Here is an 11,554-nt window from a genome sequence, read left to right on the forward strand (position 1 = left end):
TACTACGTAATTTTCCTCGCAATGACGAAAAATGATTCTCTCCGGAATGACATAACATTAAATAATATATCTTACCATGACTAAATTTACCACCGAAGAAGTTAGAAGTAAATTTATAACTTACTTTAAAGCAAATAATCATACACATGTACCGACCAGCTCGTTAATTCCACACAATGACCCTAGCTTAATGTTTGTTAATTCCGGAATGGTACAATTTAAAAATGTTTTTACCGGACAAGAAAAAAGACCTTATAACAAAGCGGTAACTAGTCAAAAGTCTCTTAGAGCCGGCGGCAAGCATAACGACCTTGAGAATGTCGGTTATACGGCAAGACATCATACCTTTTTTGAAATGCTAGGTAATTTTTCATTCGGTGACTATTTTAAAGAACAAGCCATATATTACGCTTGGAATTTATTGACTAAAGAATTTGAACTCCCAAAAGACAAGCTTTATGCAACAATTTATCATACCGATGACGAAGCAGCTTCTTATTGGAAAAAAATAGCAGGTTTTGGGGATGATCGCATCATAAAGATCAAAACAAACGATAATTTTTGGTCAATGGGTGATACTGGCCCTTGCGGTCCTTGTTCCGAAATTTTTTACGACCACGGTGAACAAATATATGGCGGACTTCCCGGTACTAAAGATGAAGACGGTGATAGATTTATCGAGATTTGGAATATGGTATTTATGCAATATGAACAAATCGATAAAGATACTAGCATAGAATTATCGCAAAAATCTATCGATACCGGTATGGGTCTTGAGCGTATGACGGCAGTATTACAGCATGTTAACAACAATTATGATATAGATTTATTTCAGGAAATAATTAATTTTACCGAAAATATAGTAAAAGTGAAAGTAGAGGGAGAAGCTAAATTTTCTTACCGAGTTATTGCCGACCACTTACGAGCAAGTAGCTTTTTAATAGCTGACGGCGTTATTCCTTCAAATGAGGGGCGTGGTTACGTACTTCGCCGCATTATGCGAAGATCCATGAGGCATGCTCATATGCTTGGGTCAAAAGAGCCGTTAATGTATAAATTACTGCCAAAACTTGTTGATTTAATGGGGAATGTTTATCCTGAACTTAAAAGAGCAGAAAGCTTTATAAGCAGTATCTTAGAACAAGAAGAAATTAGATTTAAAGCCACATTAGAACGTGGTCTCAAACTTCTTACCGAAGAAACAGAAACGCTAACAAAAGGTAATGAATTATCAGGAGAAGTAGCATTTAAACTATACGATACTTACGGATTTCCACTTGATTTAACCGAAGATATTCTAAAAAACCGTGATATTTCCGTTGATCACAAAGGGTTTGAAGAGCAAATGCTTATGCAAAAAGAACGTGCTAGAAAATCTTGGCTTGGCTCCGGTGAATCAAAAACCGATCAGTTGTGGTTTGACATCAAAGAACAACATGGTAGCACGGAGTTTTTAGGATATACACTTAATGAAGCAAAATGTAAAATAATTGCATTAATCAAAAATAATAATTTAGTTAATGATATAAAAGAGATAGATACACAATTCCTGCTAATCAGCAACCAAACTCCTTTCTACGGTGAATCAGGCGGTCAAATAGGTGACATCGGAACGATATTTGCAAAAGATTCTGAAGTAGAAGTAATAGATACTTTAAAATACTTAGGCTCTATTATAGTCCACAAATGTATTTTGAAAAAGGGGCAGATTAACGTAGGCGAGAATGCTAATTTTAGTATAGACATAAGATATAGGCAAAATTTAAGAATTCATCACTCAGCAACGCATATATTACATGCAGTACTGCATGAGGTACTTGGTAAGCATGTTACTCAAAAAGGTTCGTTAGTCGCTCCGACTTATTTACGCTTTGATATTAGCCATTCTAAAGCTGTGACTAATGAAGAAATCACTTTAATCGAAGATAAGGTAAATGAGATTATTAGAGATAATCATGAAGTAAATACTACATTAATGGCAACTGAAGATGCAGTTAAACAAGGAGCTATGGCACTGTTTGGCGAGAAATACGACTCTGAAGTAAGAGTAGTTAAGGTGGGTGAGACTTCTTTAGAATTATGCGGCGGTACGCATGTCAGACGTACCGGTGACATCGGTTGCTTTAAAATCACAAGCGAAAGTGCTATAGCAGCAGGTGTTCGTAGAATTGAAGCAGTTTGCGGTGAATTCGTAATTAAATTAATAAGAGAAAAGGATAGTTTACTTAAATCGATAGAAAGCAGTTTAAAAACTAATAAAAATGAACTTATTACTAAGGTTAATAATATCTTAGAGCGTAACAAGGAAGTTGAGAAAGAGTTAGAAAAAACTCATTTAGCTAGTTTAGATTTAAGTATAGAGCAAATTGAAAAGCAAGCTGCACAAATAACAGGAATAAAACTATTATACAAAAAAGTAGGAAATATAGACAATAAAATATTACGTCAAGCTGCCGAAAATTTAACAAAAAAAGTAGAAGATTTGATAATGGTATATATTGCCGAGGGAATTGGTAAATTATCTATTACGGTTGCGGTGAGTAAAGCTATAACAGACAAATACAATGCAGATATAATTGCAAAAAAACTTTCTTTATTCTTAGGTGGCAGCGGCGGAGGTGGACAAGCAAACCTTGCTCAAGCCGGTGGAAATGATATAGGTAAACTAACTAACATCCATGAAAAATTATACAGTTTATTGACAGTGTCGTAGTGTACTAATTTAGGACGTCATTACGAGTGTGCTTTGTAGATGGATACCCGGTTGTCATTGTGAGCAGCCGTAGTACTTGCGTGGCAATCTAGTCAAATATTCTGAGATTGCTTCGTCAATTACTTCGTAATTTCCTCGCAATGATAAGGTGCACGTAACAATGCCTATGCAGGGAGGCATTGTAATGACAAAATTTATGGTTGTTAATACGCTACTTTCACAAAATAAAGACCGGAGGCGGGAGCAGTAGGACCGGCGGCTTTTCTATCTTTGGCTTCTAGAACATCTTTAATTTGTTCTGCCTGCCAAATATTTTTACCAACAAGTACTAAACTGCCGACAATATTACGTACCATATGATGCAAAAATGACGGGGCTGAAAGATATAATTTTATTTCTTCGTCTTCTTTAATAATATTAAGTTCAGTTAAAGTTTTAATCGGTGATTTTGATTGACATGAGCTAGCCCTAAATGAAGTAAAGTCATGTTTGCCTAATAGATAAGCAGCAGCTTGTTGCATAGCCGGAACATCTAAAGGTGAACTAATCCACCATGCTCTATTTAAATCAATTACCGATGGATAAGGTCTATTAATAATTCTATATATATAATAACGAGAGGTAGCTGAAAACCTAGCATGAAAATTATTGGGGGCTAATTCACAATTCCATACTCCTACAGCATACGGTCTTGTAAAATAGTTGATAGCCGTAATAATTTTGTGAGGTTCTAAATATTTTGAAAAATCAAAATGTGCTACTTGACCTATAGCATGAACACCGGCATCTGTTCTTCCTGACCCAAACAATATCACCTGTTCACCGGAAAATTTATAAATCGCTTCTTCTAATATCTGCTGTACCGACATTACTCCTGCTTGTCTTTGCCAACCTGCAAGATCCGTGCCTAAATATTCAATGGTAATTTTATATCGATACATAATAGCCCACTGTCATCCCGTGGCTTGACCACTGGATCTTGTATCACAGCCCGTATCCTGAGATCCCGAATCACGGGATGACAGTATAAGTATTATCATGCTTCTAGTAAGTCCGATGGATTACCGTCACCACGCTTTCCTCCGCTTCTAAAGCTATTAAGTTTTTTGGATCTAATAGGATGTTGTAACTTTCTTAAAGCTTTTGACTCGATTTGTCTTATACGTTCTCTAGTTACTTTAAATTGCTGCCCTACTTCTTCTAATGTATGGTCAGTATTCATACCTATACCGAAACGCATTCTAAGCACTCTTTCTTCACGAGGCGTAAGGGTTGCAAGTACTCTAGTGGTAACTTCTCGTAAATTTGACTGAATTGCCGCATCAATCGGTGCTACTGCATTCTTATCTTCGATAAAATCGCCTAATTGACCGCCGTCACTATCATCACCTACGGGATTCTCAAGACTTATAGGTTCTTTAGCTATTTTCATGACTTTACGCACTTTATCAAGCGGCATTGAAAGACGGTTAGCGATTTCCGTTGCTGTTGGTTCGTATCCGAGTTCATTAAACATTTGTCTTGAAGTACGTAGTATCTTATTAATTGTTTCAATCATATGCACAGGAATACGTATAGTCCTTGCTTGATCGGCAATAGCTCTTGTTATAGCTTGTCTAATCCACCACGTAGCATAGGTAGAGAATTTATAACCACGGCGATATTCAAATTTATCCACCGCTTTCATAAGTCCTATATTACCTTCTTGAATTAAATCTAAAAACTGCAATCCTCTATTAGCGTATTTTTTAGCGATAGATATAACTAAACGTAAATTCGCTTCTATCATATCTTTTTTTGCTTGTAGCGTTTGTCTCTCACTTTTTTGTATAGTATTCACTAGTTTTTTAAAATCATTAACTAAAAGACCGGTTTTAGATTCTATAACCGATAATTCAGCAATCATTTGATCTATATAATCCGATTCTTTAGTCATTAACTCTTTCCAAGCGACTTTTTTATTTTTCAGCATTTTTTCTTTCCATGCTGCATTGATAACCGATCCTATATATTCATCAAGGAAATTTTGGCGAGTTACTCCATATTTTTCAGCAAGTTTTAAAAAAGCTGTTTCTTTATTAATTAAATCACGATTTATTCCATACATCTTACCTAAAATTTCTTCCGTTCTTTTAGAATTAAAATGTATTTCCGAAACCTCATTTATTAATAATTCCAAATTATTATATTTTTTGCTATTTTGTAAAACCTTCGGCTCAAAAGATTTCTCATAACATTTTTTAGCTTCAATGAGTAGCTCTTCGCAGATAAAAGAAATCTTTTTCATACGCTCTATAATATTAGGTAATATCTGCGTTTCTACTCTAGACATAGATAAGTGATTATCCTCATGCTCTTCTCCTTCGGTCTCACTACTATGTTCTTCATCATTTTCGGGTGTTTCGTCATGTAACATGTTAGCTTCTAAATCTATCAGATCACGTAGTAACATTTTTTCATTAACTAAATCTTCATACCATACTATAAAACAACGCATAGCAATAGGGCTTCTGCATAAGGAAGCAGTCATTGTTTTATGTCCTTCCTCAATCCTTTTTGCTATTTCTACTTCATTTTCACGAGTTAAAAGATCGACTCCCCCCATATCCTTAAGATATAATCTTACAGGATCATCGGTAGTACCTATATTTTCTTCTTCTACCTCATCCTCAGGTTCATTATCAACATTGGTAGATAGCTTAAATTCTTCATCCATTCCGATATCAAGCTTAATTTCATCATCTTCATTAGATTCTAAAATATCTACTCCCGCATCGGAAAATTTTAATATAGCTTCCTCTAATTGTCTTATTGAAGGATTTTTATTAAGAGGAAGAGCATTGTTTATATCATCATAAGTGACCGGTATCTTTTTAGATTTAGCTTTTTTAAGTAAACTATCTATTTTATCTAGATCATTGTCTATATTGCTATTGCTCATTAAATACCTATATGCCTTTTTTTTAAAAGAAGTTTGAAATAATTAAGTTATCGTGTGATTAATAAAAGATTCGTTTAAAACTTGAAGTTCATTTGCAATTTTCAGAATTTCTTTTTTATATAGTAAAACTTTTTCAAAGTCGTGATTGTCAGTACTGTTTATGGTAATAGCATATTCTTGTTGTAAATTTATTAGATAATATTTCTTATGTAGCCACTGCCATAATAAATCCAGTCTGATATTATTTTTATTAAATGAGATATCTAAAAACAAATTATCCGTTTTTGATAATAATAAAAAAATATCAAAAAAGCTAGTTTTTTCCACAATTGCAGTAATTTCACTTGCTTCTACGTTATTATCTATAATCTCGTTTAAATACCAATTACGAAATTCTTCAAGCGATTTATTATTAAAATTTAAATTTAAGATGAAATCTCTAATATCTTTTTCTTCAAGTATTATAGGAAATTTAACCAACAAAGCACAAAAAGCGTGTTCTAGCATTTCAAGCTCCGAATAGCCGTGACTTGAAATTATAGGAACCAAATTTGAGTTTCTAGTTGTAGCTTTCTTCTGCGTTGTGACTAAATTTTGCCATATTTGATCTTTAAAAAACCTGTAATAACTTGCTTTTAAATCACTATCCGATATTTTGCTGCAATAATTTTTTAAATTTTTTTCTAAATTAGCTTTTTCTTCCGCAGTTTTAAAACTCTTGCCGCTATACTCAATATGCCAAATCATTTCTGATAAGCTTATTCTTTTATCTATAAGCTTTGCAAAAAAATCAGCACCGTTTTTATTTACTGCATCGTCGGGATCAAGTCCGCTTGGTAACCTAATAAAAGAAATTTTCTTTTCGCTATTAATAAGCGGTAATGCTAAGTTAATAGTTCTTATGCTAGCTTTTATGCCTGCATTATCTCCGTCAAGACATAATATAATTTCATCGCCAGCACGCCATAATTTATGTAAGTGATTCTCGGTAACGCTAGTACCGAGACTCGCAACCGTTTCACTAAAACCTGCTTGATGTAGTGCTATAACATCAAAATAACCTTCTACTAAAATCGAATGATTTTTTTTATAGCTACTGCTTATCGCTTTATGCTCACCGTATAGAGTTTCACTTTTTCGAAATACTGTAGTTTCAGGTGAATTTAAGTATTTAGGCAGCCCCTCCCCTAGTACTCTACCGCCAAAGCCTAAAATTTTATTGTAAATATTTCTAATTGGAATAGTAATACGGTTAGAAAATAAATTATATATTTCACCGTTTTCTCGCTTGCCGATTAGCCCTGCTTTACCAAGCTTTATAATATCTATATTTTTATCGTGAAAAAATTTTTCAAATTTATTATTCTTCGGAGCAAAGCCTATTGAAAACTCTTTTACTGTTTCTTCGGTAATACCCCTTTCGTGTAGATAATGTAATATTTCAGGTGTTAATTGTGTCCTGAAAAACTTATTGGCGAGTTCTAAAATATTTAGAATTTCATCGGATTCTTCATAAAATTCTTTCTGTCTCGCGGTTAATTTCGGTACCTCTATACCGTAATCGGTTGCAAGCTTTATAGCAGACTCATTATAAGATAAACCGCTAATATTAGAAGTAAATTTTATAACGTCACCGGCTGCTTTACAACCAAAACAATAGAAAAATCTCTTACTATCACTAACCGTAAAAGATGGGGTCTTTTCTTGATGGAAAGGACATAAACCTACATAGTTACCGGATTTTCTAGTTAAAGCTACTTTTTGCCGCACTACATCCGATATGTTAATACGGTTTCTTAAGAACTCATAAAATTCCGGTGCAACTCTCATTATATTACAATATGTAGGAAAGAATAGCTGTAGAAAGACAATAAGAAAGCGGTATAGACAAATTATCGTTAATTCTTAAATCTTTTGAATAAAATTCAGCTACTGTAGCCCCTATGCAGCTTACAATAATAATAATAAAACTTGTATTATATCCTAAATAGAAATACACTAATATACTTATAAAAATTGCAGAAGCTAAAAAGGTAATAGAACCGGCTATAGATTTACCGTTACCTAAGCTATTTCCTATTTTAACGCCGACAAGAGCCGCTAAACAATCTGAAATAATTAAAATCAACCACGAACAAATCACTAAATTTTTAGGGAAAAGAAGAGCAGTTAAGAAAAAACCGAGCATCATAAAGCTAACGCCGCTTAAAGCAAAAGAACCGTTATTTTCTTCAAGCCTTATAACTTTTGAAAAAAATCTAGTTACAAATTCGCTAATTTTTGCATTATTATGACGTGATACATCTAAATATAATGTAATAGCCGTTATTACAAATAATAATAACGTAATAGCGGTTCTTGGAATAAATAAATAAAGCAGCGGAAATATTATAGCCGATAGGTGGAAAATTTTACGCTTTTTCTCAAAGTCAAAATCTTTAATTTCCATAAGATTACTAATTTGTTGCTATTGTTATATGAGAAATAATGCCAACATCATTGCGAGCAGTATTCGATGTCATCCCTGCGAAAGCAGGAATCCAGAAAAAACTAACAAAGACTGGATACCGCGATCAAGTCGCGGTATGACAATTCAAAGATTACTGGATTCCTGCTTTCGCAGGGATGACATAACAGAATCCGCCTAGACAAGGACCGCTTGCAATGACGATATTTAGGCAATGCCAAATAATTAAAAAGGCTTATTTGACAAATTTCACTATTACAAATATACTTGCTGAAATCTATATTATTGAAAATAGTATACTAAAATTACTAAATCTATACAATATAATTATGAATACAAAATTTCCTATCACCGCTAAAGGTTTTGAAAAATTAGAACACGAGCTTAAACATTTAAAACATGTAGAACGTAAAAAAATTAGTGAAGATATAGCCGAAGCACGAGAACACGGCGATTTATCCGAGAATGCGGAATATGAAGCGGCACGTGAGAAACAAGCATTTATAGAAGGGCGTATTAAAGAGCTTGAAGATATGACGGCAAGAGCGGAAATTATTGATATTGGTAAATTATCGGGAGATAACATAAAATTCGGGGCTACGGTTACTTTGATCGACGACGATACTGAAGAAGAAGTAACATATATTATTGTAGGAGAATATGAAGCCGATATAACTAGAAAAAGAGTTTCAATCGCTTCTCCTATAGCAAAAGCTTTGATTGGAAAATCGGTAGGTGATTTTGCAGAAGTTACAACACCAAAAGGATCTAAATCATACGAAGTAGTTACCGTTGAATATAAAGAACTAGAACTTTAATTTGATTTTTTTGTCACTGTAAACGTTAACCGTATGGCTTGTTATGTCATTCCCGCCTACGCGGGAACGACATCGAGTAGGTTTTTCGATCCATGCAACAACCCCTGCTCCTCGCAATGACAATTTGGGCATCAACAACACAGGTATGACATTATTAATTACTTCTTCTTAAACATCTCGAGCATTCTTTTTGTTACTATAAATCCACTGAAGATATTTATAGAAGCAAGCAGCGTTGCAAAATACCCTAGTAGACCGGGAAACCCAAAAGCAGAGCTACTTACAGCAATCATAGAACTAAGAACTATAATACCTGAAATAGCGTTAGTAATAGACATAAGCGGAGTATGGAGTGCAGGCGCTACTTTCCACACAACATAATAGCCCACAAAAGAAGCTAATACAAAAATAGTTATAGCAAATACCAGCGGATCTATAGTACTTGTGTTTGTTTGCCAACTAGTATCTATTACCAAATCTTTTAATTTATCTGATAATTCTTGAGTATTATGGGCAATTTCAGCAGCCTGTTTAGCCATTGTCGGTAATTGATTCATATATTTAATTTCTCACTCACAATTTTTCCGTCTTTAGTAATCAACATCTCACGTACTAACGCATCATCCATATTAAACTTACCGTCTTGCAATGCATAGGTTAGAAAATTATACAAATTCTTAGCATATAATTTTGAGCTGTCGGTAGCAATTTTAGTAGCAAGGTTTGATAAACCTATTATGGTAATTCCGTGCTTAGTAACGATCTTATCCGGTTCTGAACCTTCCACGTTCCCGCCTGTACTAGTCGCTATATCAACAATCACTGAGCCGCGCTTCATAGATTCTAGCATTTTTTCCGTAACAAGCAGAGGTGCTTTTTTTCCCGGAATTTGTGCAGTAGTAATAACTATATCATATCCTTTAATAATTTTTGCTAAAAACTCTTCTTGTTTAGCTTTATAATCTTCCGAACTCTCGTGAGCATAGCCTGATTTATCTTGTAAATCTTCCTGTAATTCTGGTGAAACAAACTTAGCTCCTAAGCTTTCTACCTGCTCTTTGGTAGCAGCTCTTACATCATATCCTGCAACAATGCTACCAAGCCTTTTTGCCGTTGCAATAGCTTGAAGACCGGCAACACCGATACCAAGCACTAAAGTTTTACACGGTGAAATCGTCCCTGCTGCCGTCATCATCATAGGAAAAGCCCTTGTGTAATGATAGCTTGCTTCAATTACCGCTCTATAGCCTACTAAGTTACTTTGAGAAGATAAAGCGTCCATATTTTGAGCTTTAGTAATTCTCGGCACAAACTCCATAGCAAAAGTCGTAAGGTTTTTTTTAGCTGCCGCTTTTATATATTCATGATTTAAATAAGGCGATAATAATCCTATAATAATTGCTCCTTTTTTTGCAAATTCAAGCTCACTATATTTATCCGTAACGGATGAAGGTTGCACCTTTAATATAATATCAGCATCAGAAATAATTTCGAGTGGTACCGAAGATATTTTAGCACCTAGAGCAACATATTCTTCATCAAGAAAACCGGCATGAAGCCCTATATCTTTTTCTACCGTAACCGCATAGCCTTTTTTGACTAGCAATCCTGCTACTTCAGGCGTTATAACAGCCCGTGTTTCATGCTTGGCTTTTTCTTTTAAAGCAACGATTTTCATAAATACTAACTATATTTTGCATTAACTGAATACATAAGGTATTTTAAACATAATTTAAAATATAAAACAACGAAAATGAAAAAAATATTTTTTCTAATCATTATTTATCTTTTTGTGAATTCAAGCTTAGTATTTGGGGCAAATGATAAAACAGCTATTTCGGAGCTAAAAACTTATCTACGTACTATAAAATCGGTTGCGATAGATTTTACTCAAGAAGATTCGTACGGTAAAATAGTTAAAGGAAAATTACTGATCTATAAACCTTATAATTTTAGATGTAATTATTATCCTCCTTTCCCTTTAGTTATAATAGGTACTAAAAATTTCGTATCGATGTATGATTATGATATGGAGCAAGTAAGCCGTATTAATAGAAGCGAAAATACATTTAATTTTTTATTAGAAGATAATGAGCATTTTGACAAGGATTTTGTTTTTGAATCGGTAATTAACGAAAGAAATATTTCTAAAATTACTATCTATCATACTCTAACGGAAAAACGTAGCGAAATTACTTTTAATAAAGCTACTCAACAAATTGAAACATTAAAAATATTTGAAGATAATAATATAGTCACTATTACTTTTGATAAAATAGCTAAAGTACAAAAATTTTCCGATGATTTGTTTAAATTAAAAAACCCTGAAATATTCGGTCCTCCTGAAAGATTAACAAAATCGGAAATAGAAAAAAAATATATTGTTTCTTGAAAATAAACAGGTTATGTTAATTATGCTAGTAGTGGGCATTGTACCTGTTTAGTCGGTCAGGTCTGAAAGGAAGCAGCCAGGATGGGATTCGATGGGTCATTACTAGCATTATTCTAATTTTGATGTCATTTCTACAGCAAGACGGCTCGTTTTATGTCATTCCCGCTTTCGCGGGAATGACATAGAGAACCATGCAATAAAGCCAGTTTTTTGCTAAAATGAC

9 protein-coding genes and 1 other RNA gene are annotated in these 11,554 nt (G+C 33.8%); 4 read left to right on the top strand and 6 right to left on the bottom strand.

Annotation, left to right across the window (positions count from 1 at the left end):
* Nucleotides 1-76: 76 nt before the first annotated feature.
* Nucleotides 77-2,713: an alanine--tRNA ligase gene (alaS, locus tag MCI_RS03725; protein ID WP_014409713.1), complete on the top strand. Its 2,637-nt coding sequence runs from the start codon at nt 77-79 to the stop codon at nt 2,711-2,713.
* Between the two features lie 203 nt (nt 2,714-2,916).
* Here alaS and truA read toward each other — a convergent pair whose 3' ends face one another.
* The 4 genes from truA to MCI_RS03745 form a co-directional block, all read right to left on the bottom strand.
* Entirely contained in the window at nt 2,917-3,654 is a 738-nt protein-coding gene (gene truA, locus MCI_RS03730) for a tRNA pseudouridine(38-40) synthase TruA (protein ID WP_014409714.1), read from the bottom strand.
* Nucleotides 3,655-3,749: 95 nt separating this feature from the next.
* Nucleotides 3,750-5,654, bottom strand: a complete 1,905-nt coding sequence (gene rpoD, locus MCI_RS03735; protein ID WP_014409715.1) for an RNA polymerase sigma factor RpoD — start codon at nt 5,652-5,654, stop codon at nt 3,750-3,752.
* A 42-nt stretch (nt 5,655-5,696) separates the two neighbouring features.
* Nucleotides 5,697-7,484, bottom strand: a complete 1,788-nt coding sequence (gene dnaG, locus MCI_RS03740; RefSeq protein WP_014409716.1) for a DNA primase — start codon at nt 7,482-7,484, stop codon at nt 5,697-5,699.
* A gap of 4 nt (nt 7,485-7,488) precedes the next feature.
* Entirely contained in the window at nt 7,489-8,103 is a 615-nt protein-coding gene (locus MCI_RS03745; protein ID WP_014409717.1) for a diacylglycerol/polyprenol kinase family protein, read from the bottom strand.
* 347 nt (nt 8,104-8,450) lie between these two features.
* Between MCI_RS03745 and greA the strand changes: the two genes are divergently transcribed.
* Nucleotides 8,451-8,939, top strand: a complete 489-nt coding sequence (gene greA / locus MCI_RS03750) for a transcription elongation factor GreA (RefSeq protein WP_014409718.1) — start codon at nt 8,451-8,453, stop codon at nt 8,937-8,939.
* A gap of 158 nt (nt 8,940-9,097) precedes the next feature.
* On the opposite strand, the gene MCI_RS03755 is transcribed toward greA, so the two are convergent.
* A complete protein-coding gene (locus MCI_RS03755) occupies nt 9,098-9,496 on the bottom strand; it encodes an NAD(P) transhydrogenase subunit alpha (RefSeq protein ID WP_014409719.1) in 399 nt (132 codons plus the stop codon).
* Nucleotides 9,493-10,617, bottom strand: a complete 1,125-nt coding sequence (locus MCI_RS03760) for an NAD(P) transhydrogenase subunit alpha (RefSeq protein WP_014409720.1) — start codon at nt 10,615-10,617, stop codon at nt 9,493-9,495. The genes MCI_RS03755 and MCI_RS03760 overlap by 4 nt, the downstream gene beginning before the upstream one ends.
* 75 nt (nt 10,618-10,692) lie before the next feature.
* On the opposite strand from MCI_RS03760, the gene MCI_RS03765 reads away from it, so the two are divergent.
* Nucleotides 10,693-11,331 carry an outer-membrane lipoprotein carrier protein LolA gene (locus MCI_RS03765; protein ID WP_014409721.1) on the top strand — a complete coding sequence of 213 codons (639 nt, stop codon included), beginning with the start codon at nt 10,693-10,695 and terminating at the stop codon, nt 11,329-11,331.
* Nucleotides 11,332-11,351: 20 nt separating this feature from the next.
* Nucleotides 11,352-11,445, top strand: an RNA gene (gene ffs / locus MCI_RS07675) — signal recognition particle sRNA small type.
* Nucleotides 11,446-11,554: the final 109 nt, after the last annotated feature.

The organism is Rickettsia montanensis str. OSU 85-930 (genome assembly GCF_000284175.1).
In the GTDB taxonomy this organism is placed as follows: Bacteria; Pseudomonadota; Alphaproteobacteria; order Rickettsiales; family Rickettsiaceae; genus Rickettsia; species Rickettsia rickettsii.

Excerpts from the sequence above, each read along its gene's own strand:
- rpoD (WP_014409715.1), bottom strand. The coding sequence starts at position 5,654 with ATGAGCAATAGCAATATAGACAATGATCTAGATAAAATAGATAGTTTA.
- MCI_RS03760 (WP_014409720.1), bottom strand. The coding sequence starts at position 10,617 with ATGAAAATCGTTGCTTTAAAAGAAAAAGCCAAGCATGAAACACGGGCT.
- greA (WP_014409718.1), top strand. The coding sequence starts at position 8,451 with ATGAATACAAAATTTCCTATCACCGCTAAAGGTTTTGAAAAATTAGAA.
- alaS (WP_014409713.1), top strand. The coding sequence starts at position 77 with ATGACTAAATTTACCACCGAAGAAGTTAGAAGTAAATTTATAACTTAC.
- MCI_RS03765 (WP_014409721.1), top strand. The coding sequence starts at position 10,693 with ATGAAAAAAATATTTTTTCTAATCATTATTTATCTTTTTGTGAATTCA.
- MCI_RS03755 (WP_014409719.1), bottom strand. The coding sequence starts at position 9,496 with ATGAATCAATTACCGACAATGGCTAAACAGGCTGCTGAAATTGCCCAT.
- truA (WP_014409714.1), bottom strand. The coding sequence starts at position 3,654 with ATGTATCGATATAAAATTACCATTGAATATTTAGGCACGGATCTTGCA.
- dnaG (WP_014409716.1), bottom strand. The coding sequence starts at position 7,484 with ATGAGAGTTGCACCGGAATTTTATGAGTTCTTAAGAAACCGTATTAAC.
- MCI_RS03745 (WP_014409717.1), bottom strand. The coding sequence starts at position 8,103 with ATGGAAATTAAAGATTTTGACTTTGAGAAAAAGCGTAAAATTTTCCAC.